This is a genomic window from Rhizobium sp. Leaf306 (assembly GCF_001423425.1).
In the GTDB taxonomy this organism is placed as follows: domain Bacteria; phylum Pseudomonadota; class Alphaproteobacteria; order Rhizobiales; family Rhizobiaceae; genus Neorhizobium; species Neorhizobium soli.
Genome location: NZ_LMNX01000002.1, coordinates 108,704 through 126,863 on the forward strand (window position 1 = coordinate 108,704; position 18,160 = coordinate 126,863).

General features: G+C 61.7%; 16 protein-coding genes. 9 read left to right on the forward strand and 7 right to left on the reverse strand.

Going from position 1 to position 18,160, the window contains the following annotated elements; translation table 11 throughout:
• Positions 1-78 precede the first annotated feature (78 nt).
• The 3 genes from ASG19_RS08385 to ASG19_RS08395 all read right to left on the reverse strand — a co-directional run bounded on the left by ASG19_RS08385 (position 79) and on the right by ASG19_RS08395 (position 6,163).
• Positions 79-1,014 carry a response regulator transcription factor gene (locus ASG19_RS08385; RefSeq protein ID WP_062455217.1) on the reverse strand — a complete coding sequence of 312 codons (936 nt, stop codon included), beginning with the start codon at positions 1,012-1,014 and terminating at the stop codon, positions 79-81.
• Positions 1,007-4,411, reverse strand: coding sequence for an ATP-binding protein (locus ASG19_RS08390; RefSeq protein WP_062455220.1), 3,405 nt, complete (start codon positions 4,409-4,411; stop codon positions 1,007-1,009). Before ASG19_RS08390 ends, ASG19_RS08385 begins: the two co-directional genes overlap by 8 nt.
• A gap of 90 nt (positions 4,412-4,501) precedes the next feature.
• Positions 4,502-6,163 carry an alpha-amylase family protein gene (locus tag ASG19_RS08395; RefSeq protein WP_062455222.1) on the reverse strand — a complete coding sequence of 554 codons (1,662 nt, stop codon included), beginning with the start codon at positions 6,161-6,163 and terminating at the stop codon, positions 4,502-4,504.
• Between the two features lie 178 nt (positions 6,164-6,341).
• Between ASG19_RS08395 and ASG19_RS24610 the strand changes: the two genes are divergently transcribed.
• The gene (locus ASG19_RS24610; RefSeq protein ID WP_256413792.1) at positions 6,342-6,470 is read left to right on the forward strand and encodes a hypothetical protein; all 129 of its coding nucleotides are present in this window, start codon (positions 6,342-6,344) and stop codon (positions 6,468-6,470) included.
• Between the two features lie 12 nt (positions 6,471-6,482).
• Here the strand turns inward: ASG19_RS24610 and ASG19_RS08400 are convergent, their stop codons facing one another.
• The 4 genes from ASG19_RS08400 to ASG19_RS08415 form a co-directional block, all read right to left on the reverse strand.
• A complete protein-coding gene (locus ASG19_RS08400) occupies positions 6,483-7,841 on the reverse strand; it encodes a HAMP domain-containing sensor histidine kinase (protein WP_062455224.1) in 1,359 nt (452 codons plus the stop codon).
• Entirely contained in the window at positions 7,838-8,503 is a 666-nt protein-coding gene (locus ASG19_RS08405; protein ID WP_062455226.1) for a response regulator transcription factor, read from the reverse strand. Before ASG19_RS08405 ends, ASG19_RS08400 begins: the two co-directional genes overlap by 4 nt.
• A gap of 4 nt (positions 8,504-8,507) precedes the next feature.
• Positions 8,508-8,999, reverse strand: a complete 492-nt coding sequence (locus ASG19_RS08410) for a hypothetical protein (protein ID WP_062455228.1) — start codon at positions 8,997-8,999, stop codon at positions 8,508-8,510.
• A gap of 134 nt (positions 9,000-9,133) precedes the next feature.
• Positions 9,134-9,508: a hypothetical protein gene (locus tag ASG19_RS08415; RefSeq protein ID WP_062455229.1), complete on the reverse strand. Its 375-nt coding sequence runs from the start codon at positions 9,506-9,508 to the stop codon at positions 9,134-9,136.
• Positions 9,509-9,748: 240 nt separating this feature from the next.
• On the opposite strand from ASG19_RS08415, the gene urtA reads away from it, so the two are divergent.
• The 8 genes from urtA to ASG19_RS08455 all read left to right on the forward strand — a co-directional run bounded on the left by urtA (position 9,749) and on the right by ASG19_RS08455 (position 18,158).
• A complete protein-coding gene (urtA, locus tag ASG19_RS08420) occupies positions 9,749-11,041 on the forward strand; it encodes an urea ABC transporter substrate-binding protein (protein WP_062455231.1) in 1,293 nt (430 codons plus the stop codon).
• Positions 11,042-11,269: 228 nt separating this feature from the next.
• Positions 11,270-12,886: an urea ABC transporter permease subunit UrtB gene (gene urtB, locus ASG19_RS08425; protein ID WP_062457836.1), complete on the forward strand. Its 1,617-nt coding sequence runs from the start codon at positions 11,270-11,272 to the stop codon at positions 12,884-12,886.
• Positions 12,883-14,058, forward strand: coding sequence for an urea ABC transporter permease subunit UrtC (gene urtC, locus ASG19_RS08430; protein ID WP_062455233.1), 1,176 nt, complete (start codon positions 12,883-12,885; stop codon positions 14,056-14,058). The genes urtB and urtC overlap by 4 nt, the downstream gene beginning before the upstream one ends.
• Before the next feature lie 4 nt (positions 14,059-14,062).
• Entirely contained in the window at positions 14,063-14,824 is a 762-nt protein-coding gene (urtD, locus tag ASG19_RS08435) for an urea ABC transporter ATP-binding protein UrtD (RefSeq protein ID WP_062455234.1), read from the forward strand.
• 184 nt (positions 14,825-15,008) lie between these two features.
• The gene (gene urtE / locus ASG19_RS08440; protein WP_062455236.1) at positions 15,009-15,704 is read left to right on the forward strand and encodes an urea ABC transporter ATP-binding subunit UrtE; all 696 of its coding nucleotides are present in this window, start codon (positions 15,009-15,011) and stop codon (positions 15,702-15,704) included.
• A 202-nt stretch (positions 15,705-15,906) separates the two neighbouring features.
• Positions 15,907-17,061, forward strand: coding sequence for a polyhydroxybutyrate depolymerase (locus tag ASG19_RS08445; RefSeq protein ID WP_156466457.1), 1,155 nt, complete (start codon positions 15,907-15,909; stop codon positions 17,059-17,061).
• Positions 16,998-17,822 carry an urease accessory protein UreD gene (locus ASG19_RS08450; RefSeq protein ID WP_062455240.1) on the forward strand — a complete coding sequence of 275 codons (825 nt, stop codon included), beginning with the start codon at positions 16,998-17,000 and terminating at the stop codon, positions 17,820-17,822. The genes ASG19_RS08445 and ASG19_RS08450 overlap by 64 nt, the downstream gene beginning before the upstream one ends.
• Before the next feature lie 33 nt (positions 17,823-17,855).
• Complete coding sequence (locus tag ASG19_RS08455) at positions 17,856-18,158, forward strand: urease subunit gamma (RefSeq protein WP_062455242.1); 303 nt, start codon at positions 17,856-17,858, stop codon at positions 18,156-18,158.
• Positions 18,159-18,160: the final 2 nt, after the last annotated feature.

An 18,160-nucleotide genomic window follows, 5' to 3' on the forward strand; every position in this document is an offset into this window, starting at 1 on the left:
GGCCGTTGAGGGTGCGCGCGGATCTATCCCTTGGCATCGCCGACTGCAAGTGTCTGGCCCCGGTCGGCCCGTTTGCATCTAGTCGGGCCGGTCGCCTGTGTGCAGGACGTTCGCCGCCATAACCGCTGCCGAGGCGCGGTTTTCGACGCCGAGCTTGATGTAGATCTGCTCGAGATGCTTGTTCACGGTGCGGGCCGACAGACCGAGGATATCGCCGATATCCTTGTTCGCCTTGCCCTTGGCGATCCATAAGAGCACTTCAGACTCCCGTTGCGTCAGGGGAAAATGCTGGCGCAGGATTTCGTCGTCCGGCCGCTTGATGACAGCGGCCGACAGCCGGAACAGGAATTCGTCGGCGCCGATCGCGCCGAGAAACGCAAACTGCAGGCTGGTCTGCAGGTTTTCGGACAGCGAGAAGGCGGCGTTGCGGGCAAAGCCTGCCGTATCGCGCTCCGCCATCCAGGCGCCGATGCGGCCCGCGACGATCGCAATTCCGTCATCGCTTTCCGTTGCGGCATTCATCAGCCGCGTTGCTTGCGGCGTCGACCAGCGGATCGAACCGTCGTTTCTGACCGCAAGCAGATGCCGGCCGGCGGCATCGAGCGCGACGCGGGCGCTCTGGGCGGAGCGGGCGTTGGAAAGATGCACGCGTATTCTCGCCCGCAATTCGTCGATATTGATCGGCTTGCTCAGATAGTCGACGCCGCCGCTGTCCAGCGCGTTGACGACGTGTTCGGTTTCGGTCAGGCCCGTCATGAAGATCACTGGCACTTGAGCTGCCGCATGCGCCTTCAGTCTGCGGCAGGTCTCGAACCCGTCCATGCCGGGCATCACGGCGTCGAGCAGGATCAGATCGGGCGTGATGCGCTCGACGATCGAAAGCGCTGCCTGACCCGACGTGGCGATCAGCACCGAAAAGCCGGATTGCTCCAGCGCCTCGGTCAGAAAACCGAGCGTGTCGGGACTGTCGTCCACCAAGAGGACGATATCGCGCGGTGTCGTCGCGTCAGCCATCGCTCTTTTCCCGTTCTTCCAGTTCCTGTGTCTCCATGCGTTCCAGGTATTTCATGTAACCGGCCATGTCGAAGGCCTTTACATAGGTTCCGAGCTCTTCCGCGAACGGGCGGTGCGATTGGTCCGTGGCGAGATCCGCGAGCTTGGCTTCGATGCCGCGGACGTAGCCAATTTCACCGAGCCGCAGCAGATCCTGAAGATGGCCCGTCCCGGGGCTGATGACCGGCTGCTTGACCAGCGCCGAAAGCGTCAGCGCCGGCGCTTCGTCCTCGTAGACCCATTTAAGGGAGAGATGCGAGGCGAGCTTGTCGGCAAGGCGGCGCAGGTTGACGGGCTTGGACAGCGTATCGTCATGCCCTTCGCCACCGGCATCTGCGGTCGTGCCGTCGCCGATATTGGCCGAAAGCATGATCATGGGGGCCGTCTGGCCTTCTTCGCGCAACCGCGACACGAGCTGCCAGCCGCTCATGCCGGGCATGGAGATATCGACCAGAAACAGATCCGGCCGCACACCCTCGATCAGCGTCAGGCATTCCGGTCCGTCGACGGCCGTCAGGATGACGAAATCCATCGGCGCCAGCACCTCGCGCATCAGGTCACGGTGATCCTGGTTGTCGTCGACCACGACGATGGTTCGGCGCGGCCCGGTATAGGAGACGATCTTGCGCTCGGCCTCCGGCGTCGTATTCGGCCTCTCGATCGCCGACAGCATGAGACGCACCTTGAAGATCGAGCCTTCACCCTTGGTGCTGGCAACGGAGATTTCACCGCCGAGGGTGTTGGTCAGAAGCTGGGTGATCGTCAGCCCAAGCCCAAGTCCCGGCATCGGCCGGATGCTTTCCGCTTCGCCGCGCTGGAACGGCTCATAGATGCGGCCGAGATCCTTCTCCGCGATGCCGCGGCCGGTATCGGTCACGGTGAAAGTCGCGACCTGGCTGCGATAGCCGATCTCGAAGCGCACCGTGCCTTCGTCGGTGAATTTGACCGCGTTGGAGAGGATATTGACGAGGATCTGGCGAAGCCGCTTTTCGTCGGTGCGCACATATTGCGGCAACGTGCGGGCGCGCACGTGTTCGAATGCAAGGCCCTTGGCCTGCGCCTGGAGGCTGAACATCTCGACGATCTGGTCGAGGAAATCCTGGATGTTGATCTCGTTTGAATAGACCTGCAGCCGCCCGGCCTCGATCTTTGAAATGTCGAGCAGCCCGTCAATCAGGCCGGAAAGATGATCCGCGGACCGCTTGATGACCTTGATCGCCGATTGCCGCGGGGCAGGGATGGTGTCGTCGCGTTCCAGGATCTGGGCATAGCCCAAAACGGCGTTGAGCGGCGTGCGCAACTCGTGGCTCAAGCCAACCACATACCGGCTCTTGGCGCGGTTGGCGGCTTCGGCGGTTTCCTTGGCATCCTGCAGCGCCGCGTCGGTTTTCTTGTGCGCCGAGATTTCCTTCAGCAGAAGCGTGTTCTGCCGCGAGGATTCCTCCTCGGCCACCATCCGGCTGTCATGCGCCAGCACGTAGAACCAGGAGAAGATGCCGGTGATGATGGCAAACACGAAGAAGACGATCAGGATCGTGCCGTAGATGACATCGGCATTGGCGGGTGCTGCCTGGCCTACCTGATAGGCGATCAGCGACAGGATGGCACCGATTGCCGAGATGGAGATCACCGCCGTCATCCCGTAGCGGCCTAGCCGGGTCGTGAGCTTTGCAATGACGCTTTCGGTGAGGAATGTGCGCGCCACGGTGCCGATCTGTGTGTTCAGCCGCGCATGCGGCTTGCACATGTCGTGGCAGCGGCTGTCGAGCGAACAGCACAGAGAACAGATCGGCGCCGCATAGGCCGGGCACCATGCCATGTCCTCGTGCTCGAACGGGTGTTCGCAGATCGAGCAGGTGATCGAACCCAGCGTCTTCCAGCTCTGGCGCGGCTTTCGGGCGAGATAGTATTTGCCCTTTGTGGCAAAGGCGATCGCTGGCGACACCACGAAGGCGCTGAGCGTCAAATAGGTGGCAAGCGACGCCATCAGCGGTCCGAACAGGCCGAAATGGGCAGTCAGCGCAATGCCTGTCGCACCAAACATGGCGCCGAGCCCGACCGGATTGACGTCATAGAGATGGGCGCGCTTGAACTCGATGCCGGGTGGCGACAGACCGAGCGGCTTGTTGATGAACAGATCCGCCGAAATTGTGCAGAGCCAGCTCATCGCGACGATCGAGAAGATGCCGAGCGTTTCCTCCAGCAGCCTGTAGATGCCGAGTTCCATCAGAAGCAGCGCGATGATGACGTTGAACACCAGCCAGACGACTCGGCCGGGATGGCTGTGGGTCAGGCGCGAGAAGAAGTTCGACCAGGCAAGCGACCCCGCATAGGCGTTCATCACGTTGATCTTCAGCTGCGACACGACCACGAAGGCGGCCATCAGCATCAGCGCCGCGGTTTCGTTGGGGATCATGTAGCCGAAGGCGGCGAGATACATGTGGGCAGGATCGGCCGCGTCCTCGACCGGCACAGCGCTCGAGAGCGTCAGGACGGCGAGGAAGGAGCCCGCGAGAAGTTTTGGAACGCCGACCAGCACCCAGCCGGGTCCCGCCAGAAACACCGCGAACCGGTGCCGCCATTTCCGCTGCCCTTCCGGCGGTAGAAAGCGCAGGAAATCGACCTGCTCGCCGATCTGCGGCATCAGTGCCAAGATGACGGCGGAGGCCGCCCCGAATTCCACCAGATCGAAGGGTGCCGAACCGCCGACTTCGCCATTCGAATGGCTGATGCCGGCAAAGGCGCGCCAGAGGTCGAATTTCTGCCAGTCCATGAAGGCAATGAAGACGAAGGGCAGGATGTTGAGGATGATCCAGAACGGCTGGGTCAGAAGCTGGAACCGGGAGATCAGCTGCACGCCGTAGATGACCAGCGGGATCACCACCGCGGCGGAGATGATATAGCCGATCCAGGGCGGAATCCCGAAGGCGAGATCCAGCGCGCCGGTCATGATCGACGCTTCGATCGCAAACAGCATGAAGGTGAAGCTCGCATAGATCAGCGAGGTGATGGTGGAGCCGATATAGCCAAACGAGGCGCCGCGGGTGAGGAGATCGATATCGACCCCGTGGCGGATCGCATAGCGGCTGATCGGCAATCCCACGACCAGCATGACGAGAGCGGCCACCAGAATGGCGAAAAACGCGTTGGTCGTGCCGTAGGAGAGCGTGATCGCCCCGCCGATCGCCTCCAGTGCCAGAAACGAGATCGCACCGATCGCCGTCTGCGAAATCCGGCTCGACGAAAACCGCCTAGCGCTCTTTGCGGTAAACCGCAGCGCATAGTCTTCCAGCGTCTGGTTTGCGACCCAGCGATTGTACTCACGGCGAACCGGTATGATGCGTTGGCGTGCTGCCATGCCTAAAAACGATCGCCTTTATCGGGGAGACTGATATTTAGGCAGTTTCGACTTTGGTGCAGGGTTTTGCAAGGGCGGTTTTACCGCCGCTCACACCTCGCTGCGCTTCAGCAGGTAATCCAGCCCACCGGCGCGATACCAGCGATAGCCATAGGGCTCGATCACGATGTGATGCTTGCCTTTGTCGTCCGCTGTGCTGTCCGAGTCGTCGGCGATGTCGATCAGGTTCTTGCCCGCATCCTCAAGGCCGACGTCGAAGGTGATCTCCACCGGCCGGTCGTGGAAATTGTGGAGGATCACCAGCGCGTTGTCGCGCCAGTCGTAGCGCATGGCGAGCACACCGTCGTCGCCGGTATCGAGGCATTCGAATGTGCCCCAGCCGATCTCCGGCGCTTCCTTGCGCATACGGATCATCCGCTCCGTCCAGTTGAGCATGGAATCCGGATCGCGACGCTGGATGGCGACGTTGACGTGGTCGAAGCCGTAGGGTCCCTCGTGGATCACGGGCAGGATCGGTTTGTCGCTCTTGGTGAAGCCGCCCTGCGGCTCGTTCGACCATTGCATCGGCGTGCGGGCGCAGTTGCGCTCGGGCAGCGACAGGTCGTCGCCCATGCCGATTTCGTCGCCGTAGCGCAGAACCGGGGTTCCGGGCAGGGAATACATCAGGCTGTAGGCGAGTTTCAGGCGGCGCGGATCGCCGCCCAGCATCGGCGCCAGACGGCGGCGGATGCCGCGGTCGTAGAGCTGCATGTCCTTGTCCGGACCCATCTTGTCGAACACCGTCTGGCGCTGCTTGTCGGTCAGGCGGCCGAGATCGAGTTCGTCGTGGTTGCGCAGGAAAATGCCCCACTGGCCGGTCGCCGGGCGTTCCTTGGTGTCGTTCATCGCCTTTGCGAGCGGCCTCACGTCGGCGCTGGCCATCGCGTAAAACAGCGACTGGTTGACGTGGAAGTTGAACATCATCTGCATCCGGTCGCCGTCGTCGCCGAAATATTGCAGGTTCTCCTTCGGAACGACATTCGCTTCGGCCAGAATGATGCTGTCACCCTGGCGCCATTGCAGGAATTCGCGGAAGGACCGCAGCATGTCGAACTGCTCCTTCGGCTTTGTGACGTCGGCGCCCTTTTCGGCAATCACGAAGGGAACCGCATCCATGCGGAAGCCGGAGACGCCGAGCTGCAGCCAAAAGCCCATGATCTTCAGGATCTCGGCCTGCACATGCGGGTTGGCGGTGTTGAGATCCGGCTGGAATTCGTAGAAGCGGTGGAAGTAGTACTCGCCGGAAGCCTTGTCGCGCGTCCATGTCGTCTTCTGGATGCCCGGAAACACCATGCCTTCATCGGCATTGGCCGGTTTCGTCTTCGACCAGACATACCAGTCGCGGTAGCGCGAATTCTTGTCCGCACAGGCCTCCTTGAACCAGGGATGTTCGTCCGACGTGTGGTTGACGACGAGATCGATCAGGACGCGGATGCCGCGTTGCTTGGCACTGTGGGTGAACTCGACGAAATCGCCGAGCGTGCCGTAGCGGGGATCGACGTTGTAATAGTCGGAGACATCATATCCGTCGTCGCGGCCGGGAGACGCCTGGAACGGCATCAGCCAGATCGCGGTTACGCCGAGGCCGGCGAGGTAGTCCAGGCGCCGCTGCACCCCTTGAAAATCACCGACCCCGTCGCCGTTGGAATCCATGAAGGTTTCGACATTGAGGCAATAGAAGACGGCATTTTTGTACCAGAGGTCGTTGATCACGGGATGCTCCACGGCTTCGATCGATCCGGGGCAATTGCATCAGACGTTGAATTGTTCCCGTCCGGTTGTGAGTTTGCGATCAAGCGTCGGAAAATGCCCTATCAAACCGGTGTAATAACGCTTGCTATTTTACCCGGATCAGCGGCTATGCTTCACCATCAACATGAGGAGACAGGTCATGGCCAAGGGTCAGGTACGCGGCAACAAGGAAACGCGCAAACCCAAGAAGGACAAGGCCGCTCCAGCGGCTGCGCCGACTTTGGGTTCGCAGGTCAAGTCGGCCGAAAGCAACACCAAAAAGAAGTAGTCTGCTCCTTCGTCATGCCGCGATCTCCTTGGTCGCCGGCAGACACAGGACGGCTTCAAGACCTCCCATATGCGACCGGGAGAGGCTCAGCTTCCCGCCGTAAGCATTTGCGATGTCGCCGGAAATCGCCAGGCCAAGGCCTGTTCCGGCGCCATCGTTGTCTTCCTCCTGCTGGCCGCGGACACCGCGCTTCAGCATGGAGGCGTAACGCTCCGGCGTGACGCCCGGGCCATCGTCCGCGATACGCAGCAACACCATCCCGCCGTCGCCCCTCGATGCCGTCAGCGCGATGCGCCGTCTTGCAAAACGGACAGCGTTGTCGAGAATGTTGCCGATCGCTTCGGCCGCATCGGCCGGGTCCGCCTGGACCGTGAGCGCCGGATCGATGTCGAGGGCCCATTCGATCCCGCGGTCCTCGGTGACCGGCGACAGCACACTCACAAGCTTTCCCGAAATGCCGAGAAGCGATGTCGTCGCCATCTGTTCGACGCCCATTCGAGCGGCCTGCAACTGCCGGTCGGCGCGCTGGCGCACCAGCTCGATCTGCTGCAGGGCCGTTTCGCGACGGGCGTCCGGCAGATCCTCGACCAGATGGGAGAGCACCGTCAGCGGCGTCTTCAGGCCATGTGCCAGATCGCTTGCCCGGGCGCGCGCCCGCTCGACGGCATTTTCCCGCTCCGACAGAAGAAGGTTGATTTCGTTGACGAGCGGCGTGACTTCGCTTGGCCCCTGCGCACCGATGCTCGGCAGGCGACCGGCCCGGATATCGGCTACATCCCGGCGCAGGCGCGCCAGCGGCCTCAGGCCGACGAGGCTCTGCAGGAGTGCGGCCATAAAAAGCAGGGCGCCGATGGCAACCAGCATCATGACCAGAGGGCGGTGATAGGTGGCCAGCGCTTCCTCCATGTCGTTCTTGGAGAAGGCCGTGTAGAGGGTGAAGCGCTGCAGGGCATCGCCTTCGCCGATCGACATCTCCCTGACCGTGATCAGGATCGGGCGTCCATCGGGTCCCTCGGCCTGGTAGAAGCCGCAATAGAGATCGGGGGAAAACACCTGCCGCGAAAGTTCCTGGTCCCAAAGCGAGCGCGAGCGCAGCGGAGGTTTCCCGTCTGCGGGCGATATCTGCCAGTAGAGGCCACCGGCGGGGATCTGAAAGCGTGCATCGGACGGCTCGCTGGCCAGGGAGAGACCATTCTGCTGGATTGTCAGCCGGGCGCCGAGCGCGTCCGAGACGGCCGTCATCTCCGCGGAATATTGGTCGGCAACATAGTCCTCGAACAGGTGACCAAGCACGAACCAGGCGAGCCACAGGGCCACACCGATCGATATCAGGGCGCCGATTGCCAGCCGGAAACGCAGGGAGCGGATCACGGGCGTTTCTCCGGCAAGACATAGCCAAAGCCGCGGCGGGTCTCGATCGCGTCGCTGTCGGTTTTCTTGCGCAAGCGGGCCACCATCGCCTCGACGGCGTTCTTGGCGGCGTCGTCGTCGCGGCCCTGAACCTGGCTTGCAAGCTCCGCCGGCGTCAGGACGGCACCGGGACGGTCAATGAACAGCGAGATCATCCGGTATTCCAGAGGGCTCAGATCCAGTTCGCGTCCGTCGAACGTCACACGGCGGGCCTGCTCGTCCAGCGTGAAGCGGTCGGCCGATTTGACGCGGGCCTGAACCTTGCCGGTTCGGCGAAGCAGGGCCTTCAGGCGGGCGAGCAGCTCCTCGCTGCGAAACGGTTTCGGCAGGTAATCGTCGGCACCGGCGTCGAAGCCATCGACGCGTTCCATCCAGGAACCGCGCGCCGTCAGCACGAGGACGGGCTTTTCGACGCCGCTTGCCCGCCAGCGCTTGAGAATTGAAAGCCCGTCCATCCCCGGCAGGCCGAGATCGAGGATGATGGCTGCATGGTCGCCTGTCTCGCCCCGTTCCCAAATGTCCGGTCCGTTCGACAGAGTTTCGACGAAATAGCCCTCGCGACTGAGCTTCTCGACAACGAGCGCTGCGATCTGGGGATCGTCTTCGGCAAGCAGGATCTTCATGATATCAACCGCCTCCCAGAAGCGAGCCGCTTCTCGCATCGACCCGCAGTGTGCGGATGGCACCGTTGTTGTCACGCAGTTTCAGTTGATAGACGTCGCGCGACGGCGAGCGGCTGAGACGGATGTCGATGATGCGACCATACCTGGTGGCGTCGATCTTTCTCAGCATCGTCTTCAGCGGCATGATCTGACCGCTGCGAACCGCGTCGCGGGCCCGATCGGAATCGTTTGCGTCATAGCCGGCACCCGATTTGTCATGGCTTCCCGCACCGTCCTTGCCGTGGTCATCACCGCCATCGTCATCGCCGCCGTGGTTATCGCCATCATCGCCACCGCCGTCATTGCCCGAGCCGCTACCGCCCGAACCGGAAGATCCGCCGCCATCGCTACCGCCGTCGCCGTCCTTGGCGAATGCGGGCGCAACGGGTGCGACGATCGCTGCCCCGAGTGTGGCCGCGAGCAGTGCAGCAAGATAGATACGACGGGTCACGCCCATTGATGCTCCGGACAGGAATGTGTGGCAGCGCTTGTGGGCTGCGAAAAACTACTCTGCCATGATGGCGATGTTGCTGCAAACGGCCGCACCCCCGCCGGCATCCGGCGGGGGTGCGGACAGTGGTCGGACAAAGCCTATTTGTGGCCGCCGCGCGTGCCGCCCTTGTGGTCGTTCTTGTTGTGGTTTGCAGAGTCATCGCTGCTCTTGCCGCCGCGCTTTCCGCCCTTGTCGTCGTTCTTGTCATGGGTCGCGGCGTCATCGCTGCTCTTTCCGCCGCGCTTTCCGCCCTTGTCGTCATTCTTGTCATGGGTTGCAGCGTCGTCGCGGCTCTTGCCGCCGCGCTTGCCACCCTTGTCGTCATTGGCATCATGGTTCGGACCATCGTCCGCACCCTGGCGGGCAAAGGCTGCGGATGTGCCGGCAAAGGGAACGGCTGCCTGGACCAGTGGAAGCGAAGCGGTGAGGGCGAGTGCGGCGGCGAAGGTCGTCAGAGCAAGTTTCGTTTTCATGGCATGTTTCCTCTCGTATTTGGTTGACGAGTGCAGAATGCCATCGGGGCCCTGACAGGCCACTGAGTGCCGCTGTCAGCAAACTGTCAGACTGGAGAGGACTTGCCCTCCAACGGGCCGGTTCACCCCTCCCGATACGTCATTCGACGTATACGTTTTTGCGGTGCAGCAGCCGATAGTCCGGTTAAGCAACGGTTAAATCTCCGGTTGCTTGAACGAACAAGAAGAGGGGTTCGACCAATGACATTCAGGGTGAAACTTACCGGCGCGCTGCTTGCCGCTGCCATGTCCGCCACGGCGCTTTCGGGCGCATACGCTGCCGACGATACGATCAAGATCGGCGTTCTGCATTCGCTGTCCGGTACGATGGCGATTTCCGAGACGACGCTGAAAGACGCCATGCTGATGATGGTGGAAGAGCAGAACAAGAAGGGCGGCGTTTTGGGCAAGAAGCTCGAAGCCGTCGTCGTCGATCCGGCCTCCGACTGGCCGCTGTTTGCCGAAAAGGCCCGCCAGCTGATTTCGCAGGACAAGGTTGCAGCCGTTTTCGGTTGCTGGACCTCGTCGTCGCGCAAGTCGGTTCTTCCTGTCTTCGAAGAGCTGAACTCGATCCTGTTCTACCCGGTCCAGTACGAGGGTGAAGAATCCTCGCGCAACATCTTCTACACGGGTGCCGCGCCAAACCAGCAGGCCATTCCGGCTGTCGACTATCTCGCCAAGGAAGAAGGCGTCCAGCGCTGGGTTCTCGCCGGCACCGACTATGTCTATCCGCAGACGACCAACAAGATCCTCAAGGCTTACCTGATGTCGAAGGGCGTCGCCGAGGCCGACATCATGGTCAACTACACGCCGTTCGGTCATTCCGACTGGCAGACCATCGTTTCCGACATCAAGAAGTTCGGCTCTGCCGGCAAGAAGACCGCCGTTGTTTCCACCATCAACGGTGACGCCAACGTGCCGTTCTACAAGGAACTCGGCAACCAGGGCATCAAGGCCGAAGACATTCCGGTCGTGGCCTTCTCGGTCGGCGAAGAAGAGCTTGCCGGTCTCGACACCAAGCCGCTGGTCGGCCATCTCGCCGCCTGGAACTATTTCCAGTCCGTCGATGCCGAGGTCAATGCGTCCTTCATCAAGGAATGGCACGCCTTTACCAAGAACGACAAGCGCGTGACCAACGATCCGATGGAAGCCGCCTATATCGGTTTCCAGGCCTGGGTTAAGGCCGTCGAATCCGCCGGGACGACCGACACGAACGCGGTTCTGGACTCGATCATCGGCGTTTCGGTGCCGAACCTGTCGGGCGGCTATTCCACCGTCATGCCGAACCACCACATCACCAAGCCGGTGCTGATCGGTGAAATCCAGGCCGACGGCCAGTTCGAAATCGTCCAGGAAACGCCGGCCGTCGTCGGTGACGAATGGTCGGATTACCTGCCGGACTCCAAGGACCTGATCTCCGATTGGCGCAAGCCCATGTCCTGCGGCAACTTCAACGTTGCCACCGGCAAGTGCGGCGGCAAGGGCGGCAGCTGATCCGGGTTATCTCTTCATGATCGGAGAGGGGAGCGAGCGGAATGCCGCGTCTCCTCTCCTCATCCCTGTGCTTGTCACAGGGATCCAGCAGCGTAGCGTCAGCGACGCGGAAGAGTTTTTTCGGCCCAAGGACTTGGGCCGACTGGATTCCTGTGACGAGCACAGGAATGAGGAGTGTTGAGCCAGCCTCCAATCCGCAAGTATCCGCCATGTGTGAAGGGCGATGTCGTGACAACAAGAAGCTTCATCAGAGCGGTTTTTGCCGTTCTCCTCCTCGCTCTAGCAGCGCCAGCATTTTCGCAAGGGGCTGATCCGAAGCCGCTGTTTAACCAGCTCGCCGATGCCGATTTCGGCCAGGCTGAATCGATCGTCGCTCAGATCGCCACCAGTGGCGATATCCGCGTTGTGCCGGCGCTTGAGGCTTTTGCCGAGGGTGATCTCTATTTCCGCAAGGCGGACAAGGCCGTGTTCGTGGCAAAACCCGCCGGCGCGCAGCTCGATCTCATCGATCCGGTGACGGCGGAAAGTGCCGGCCAGGTCGCCAAGGGGGCAGTCACCAAGATCCGCGTCAACAATACGCTGCGGCGCGCCATTCGTGCAGCGCTTGGCGGTCTGACGCTGATGAGCCCTGATCGCGGTGTCCGTCTTGCCGCAGCCGATGCGATCCTTTTGTCGCCGAGTGCGGAGGCGCTGGATCTCGTCGAGGCTGCGATTGCCAAGGAAACAGACCGCGACGTCAAATTCCGCATGGAAGAGGCGCGCGCCGTCTCGGTGCTCTCATCCGACCGCTCGCTCGACGAAAAGCGGGCCGCCATCCAGACCATGGGCAATCTTGGCGGGCGCAGCGCGCTCGGCATCCTGAGTTCGGTTTCGTCAACGATCGATCCGAGCCTGAAAGCCGATCTAGATGCGGCGATCAAAGCAATCCAGAACGAGCAGCAGCTGTGGGATATGGCCCAGAACGTCTGGTACGGCGTGTCGCTCGGTTCCGTGCTGCTCTTGGCCGCGATCGGACTTGCCATCACCTTCGGCGTGATGGGCATCATCAACATGGCGCATGGCGAAATGGTCATGCTCGGCGCCTATTCCACCTATGTGGTGCAGGAAGTGATCCGCAGTCACGCGCCGGGCCTGTTCGACTGGTCGCTGACGATTGCGCTGCCGGTCGCCTTTCTCGTCACCGGCGCCGTCGGCTTCGTCGTGGAGCGCGGTATCATCCGCTTTCTCTATGGCCGGCCGCTGGAAACGCTGCTTGCAACCTGGGGCGTGTCGCTGATCCTGCAGCAGACGATCCGGTCGATATTTGGCCCCACCAACAAGGAAGTCGGCAACCCGTCCTGGATGTCCGGTTCGTTTCCGCTCGGCGGCATGACGATCACCTGGAACCGCATGTGGATCGTCATCTTCTCGCTGTCGATCTTCTTCGCGCTGCTGGTGGTGATGAAGAAATCCGCCTTCGGCCTCAATATGCGGGCCGTCACCCAGAACCGCCGCATGGCGTCGTCGATGGGCATCCGCACGCCATGGGTCGATGCGCTGACCTTCGCGCTCGGCTCGGGCATTGCCGGTATCGCCGGCGTCGCGCTCAGCCAAATCGACAACGTCTCGCCCAATCTCGGCCAGAGCTACATCATCGACAGTTTCATGGTCGTGGTGTTCGGCGGCGTCGGAAATCTCTGGGGCACGCTGGTCGGGGCACTGTCGCTCGGGGTGCTTAACAAGTTCCTCGAACCCTCGGTTGGCGCCGTTCTCGGCAAGATCCTGGTTCTGGTTCTCATCATTCTCTTCATCCAGAAACGTCCGCGCGGTCTTTTCGCGCTCAAGGGAAGGGCGATCGAAGCATGATTACCGGCTTCATTCTGCGTGCACTCGAAGGCAAGATCGTCGTTGCCATCGCCATCCTGCTCGGCGTCGCCATTCTCGTCCCGGCGCTCAATCTCCTGACCTCGCCAGACAGCGCGTTCCACATCCCGACCTATGCGATGGCGCTGATGGGCAAGTATCTCTGCTACGCGCTTCTGGCGCTGGCACTCGATCTGGTCTGGGGCTATTGCGGCATCCTCTCGCTCGGCCACGGCGCGTTCTTTGCGCTCGGCGGCTATGCGATGGGCATGTATCTGATGCGCCAGATCGGCTCGCGCGGCACCTACGGCAATCCGCTGCTGCCCGATTTCATGGTCTTCCTCAACTGGAAGGAACTGCCGTGGTTCTGGTACGGGTTCGATCACTTCGCCTTTGCGATGCTGATGGTTCTGGTCGTGCCCGGCCTGCTGGCCTTCGTCTTCGGCTGGTTCGCCTTCCGGAGCCGCGTCAACGGCGTCTACCTGTCGATCATCACCCAGGCGATGACCTATGCGCTGCTGCTCGCCTTCTTCCGCAACGACATGGGTTTCGGCGGCAATAACGGCCTGACCGATTTCAAGGAAATCCTCGGCTTCAACGTGCAGGCCGGCGGCACCCGTGCAGCGCTGTTTGCGATGTCGGCGATCATGCTGGCTCTCTGCCTTCTGGTCGCCTCGGCCATCACCCGCTCGAAATTCGGCAAGGTGCTGGTTGGCGTGCGCGATGCGGAAAGCCGGGTTCGCTTCCTCGGCTTCCGGGTGGAGAATATCAAGCTCTTCACCTTCGTCGTTTCGGCCATGTTTGCCGGCATTGCCGGTGCGCTGTTCGTGCCGCAGGTCGGCATCATCAATCCAGGCGAATTTGCCCCCGCCAACTCGATCGAAGTCGTCGTCTGGACGGCGGTCGGCGGGCGCGGCACGCTGATCGGCCCGATCATCGGCGCCATCCTCGTCAATGCCGGGAAAAGCTATTTCACCGGCGCCTTCCCGGAAATCTGGCTGTTTGCGCTGGGCGGCCTGTTCATTGCCGTCACGCTGTTCCTGCCGCGGGGCATCGTCGGCACCATCCAGCACGGCTTTGCTGGCCGCAAGGCGCTGAAGGCAGCGGTCGAGGCGGAAAAGGGCAGGGATGCCGGGGCGGTCCCGGTTGCGCGACAGGTTCAGGCAGCGGAGTGAGACGATGAACACGATTGCCGAAACACGCACGAAAAGCCTGCTCTATCTCGAAGACGTCTCCGTCTCCTTCGACGGGTTCAAGGCGATCAATTCGCTGTCGCTCGTGGTCGAACCGGGAGAGCTTCGCGCCATCATCGGCCCGAACGGTGCCGGCAAGACGACGATGATGGACATCATCACGGGCAAGACGCGTCCCGACACCGGCCGGGTGATCTTCGAGGACACGATCGACCTCACCAAGAAGGACGAGGCCGATATCGCCCAGCTCGGCATCGGCCGCAAATTCCAGAAGCCGACCGTGTTCGAAAGCCACACCGTGTGGGATAATCTCGAACTGGCGCTCAACCGGTCGCGCAGCGTGTTCGGCACGCTGTTCTATACGCTGTCTGCAGACGACAAGGCGCGCATCGAGGAAATCCTCGAGACGATCCGCATGTCCCACCGCAAAAACGAATATGCCGCCAATCTTTCGCACGGCCAGAAACAGTGGCTCGAGATCGGCATGCTGCTCGCGCAGGAACCGAAACTGCTTCTTGTCGACGAGCCGGTCGCCGGCATGACGGATGCCGAGACATCCGAGACCGCATTGCTGCTGAAGGAAATCGCCAAGACCCGCTCGGTCGTGGTGGTGGAACACGACATGGGCTTCATCCGTGATCTCGGCGTCAAGGTGACGTGTCTCGCGGAAGGGTCGGTGCTGGCCGAAGGGTCGATCGATTTCGTGTCGAACGATCCGAAGGTGATCGAGAATTATCTGGGGCGGTGAGGGATTACCCTCCCCTTGAGGGGGAGGGTCGGCGCAAAGCGCCGGGGTGGGGTGATCTTTGGGATCCCGGCGGTCACCCCCACCCGCAGCTTCGCTGCGACCTCCCCCCTCAAGGGGGAGGTGAAAGGGTGCCGCAAGCTTGTCGATACTCCAGCGGCCGACACAACGAGAAAAGAGACCGACCATGCTGACAGTCGAAAACGTCAATCTCCATTACGGTGCGGCACAGGCCCTGCGCGGCGTGTCGATCAAGGCGGATATGGGCAAGATCACCTGCGTGCTTGGTCGTAACGGCGTCGGCAAGTCGTCGCTGTTGCGCGCCGTCACCGGGCAGCATCCGGTGTCAGCCGGTACGATCAGCTTCCAGGGCGAGACGTTGAACGGATTGGCGCCCTATCACCGTGCCAAGCACGGCATCGGCTATGTGCCGCAGGGGCGCGAGATCTTTCCGCTGCTGACCGTTCAGGAAAACCTGCAAAGCGGGTACGCACCGCTGGAGCGCAAGGACAAGTTTATCCCGGATGACATCTTCGCGCTGTTCCCGGTGCTCAAATCCATGCTGGGGCGCCGCGGCGGTGATTTGTCCGGCGGCCAGCAGCAGCAGCTGGCGATCGGCCGGGCCATGGTCACGCGGCCGAAGATCCTGGTGCTGGACGAGCCGACCGAAGGCATCCAGCCGTCGATCATCAAGGATATCGGCCGGGCCATCCGCTACCTGCGCGACAGTACCGGCATGGCAATCCTGCTGGTCGAACAGTATCTCGACTTCTGCCGGGAGCTGGCAGATCATGTCTATATTATGGATCGTGGCGAGATCGTGCACGAAGGCGCCGCTGAGACGCTGGATACGGCAGAAGCAAGGCGGCACCTCACTGTTTAGGGGTGAATGTTTGCATGGCTTCTATTCGTTAACGCGGTTTCAAAGCCTGGGCCTGTGTGCTAGATGAACAGCAGATGAACGCATCTTCCGAACATCGTAGATAACCCCCGCACCCCATGATGAGGCGCTGATGGTCTTTGAACGCATTGTTGGTTCTCGTTCCCGCTCCGCCCTTCGCGCCACCGCGACCGGAGCGTTTTTCTTGGCCGCAGGTGCCGCTTTTGCCGGCTGTGGCCAGCCTATGACGCCGGGTCTCCACCCGGTCACCATCGAGACCGACGGTATCGAACGCCAGGCCGTCTACTTCGTGCCGTCCTCCTATACAGGCAAGGACAAACTGCCCGTCGTGTTCGATTTTCACGGCAGCAACTCCAATCCGGTCGGCCAGTTGAAGCGCTCTTCCTGGGACAAGGTTGCCGAAAAGAACGGGTTTATCGCCGTGGCGCTGCAAGGCAGCCTGTCCGGCAAGGCGCCGGGCACCTATGGCTGGAACGTTCCGCATGTGCAGGTGAGCCAGGCTATTCTTCCCAATGGCGCCCAGGGCGGCCAGGACGAGATAGCCTTTATCGAGGATGCCGTCGAAGAGGTGAAGGATGAACTTTGCGTCGATCCGAACCGCATCTTTGCCTCGGGTTATTCCGGTGGCGGCCGCATGCTGTCAGCCTATGTCTGCTCCGGTCAAGACGATTTCGTCGCGGCCGGTTTCGTCAATTCGCTGCGCGCCGGTCGTCCCGTCGAGACCGATGGCAAGTGGGGCCCGGACGCGGCCAACTGCAATCCGGCCAAGCCGATCTCGATCGTGGCCTTTGCGGGCGAAAAAGATGCCCAGAACCCCTATGCCGGCGGCGGCAGCGCCTATTGGCAGTATGGTTTCAAGACCGCGATCAAGCGCTGGACCGATCTCGACGGCTGCAAGGGCAACGGTAACGCAAAGACTGTCGAAGGCGTGACCTACACGATGTACGGCACCTGCACCAACGGCGCCCGCATCGCGACCTACGTGTTTGAAAAGGGCACGCATGACTGGCCGAAGCCTTCAGAAGCCCGGGAAGCGGTGATGGCTGCCGCCAAGGATGGCGTTGCCGGTGTCACCAAGGTTTCGAGCGTCGTGCCGGCCAAGCCTGCCTTCGACGCCAATGTCGACCCGGCTTTCCGCATGTGGGATTTCTTCTCGAAGGCCGACACGACGGATATGGTCGCCACCGCGGCACCGGCGAAATCCTCTAGCGGATCGAAGTCTGGCACGACTGTTGCGTCTGACTGCTCGACACAGATCAACATGCAGGACACGACGTGCAGCAGCATTCAGCCGACGACACCCCGCCGCAGCGGGCAAGGGGTTCGGGACGCCTTGTAACGAAGGCGTTTGCCGGGCGCACACGGCTTGACCAGTTCTTCCAGGAGGGCTGCGCAAAAATACGCCTTCCGGAAACCTTTTCGCCTGAAATGGAGGCGATTCTCATCAACACGTCAGGGGGACTGACGGGCGGCGACGTGATCGATTGGTCCGTCGCCGCATCCGCTTCCACCCGCCTCTCGGTCACCACGCAGGCCAACGAGAAAATCTACAAGGCGGCCGCAGACACCGCTTCCGTCTCCACTCATATCACCGTCGGCGAAAACGCTTCCGTCCACTGGTTGCCGCAGGAAACCATACTGTTCGACCGCGCCTCGCTGACGCGAAGGCTTGATGTGGATCTGGCCGAAACCGCCGAGTTCCTGGCCGTCGAAGCCGTCATTCTTGGCCGCAAGATGATGGGCGAAGCGGTCAATCTCGGTTTCTTCCGGGATCGCTGGCGTGTCCGGCGCGCTGGCTCGCTCATTCACGCAGAAGAAATGCGTTTCGACGGCGAGATCGCGCGGCTGGCGGAAGCGGCCGCCGTCCTCTCCGGCCAGGTCGCGTTCGCGACATTGTTCTATTCGGGACCGCTGGCAGAAGCTCTGTTTCCGAAGCTGCGGGACTGTCTCGGGCCCACATCCGGCGGGGCCAGCTTCTTCAACGGCAAGATCGTTGCGCGTCTCACGGCGCCGACCGGGTTCGAGCTTAGAAAAATCCTGGTACCGGCAATTTCCGTATTGCGTAACGGCGCGCCAGTGCCGAAAGTCTGGAACATCTGATTTGTCATTGATGACGCCGATTGCGGGACGCCCATGAACCTCACCCCACGCGAAAAAGACAAGCTTCTGATCTCCATGGCCGCGGTCGTTGCCCGCCGTCGGCTGGAGCGGGGCGTCAAGCTGAACTATCCAGAAGCGATCGCGCTGATCACCGACTACGTGGTGGAAGGCGCCCGCGATGGCCGCTCCGTCGCGGCTCTGATGGAGGAGGGCGCGCATGTCATCACCCGCGACCAAGTGATGGACGGCATCCCCGAAATGATCCACGACGTGCAGGTGGAGGCGACGTTCCCGGACGGAACCAAGCTCGTCACCGTGCACGAACCGATCCGCTGAGG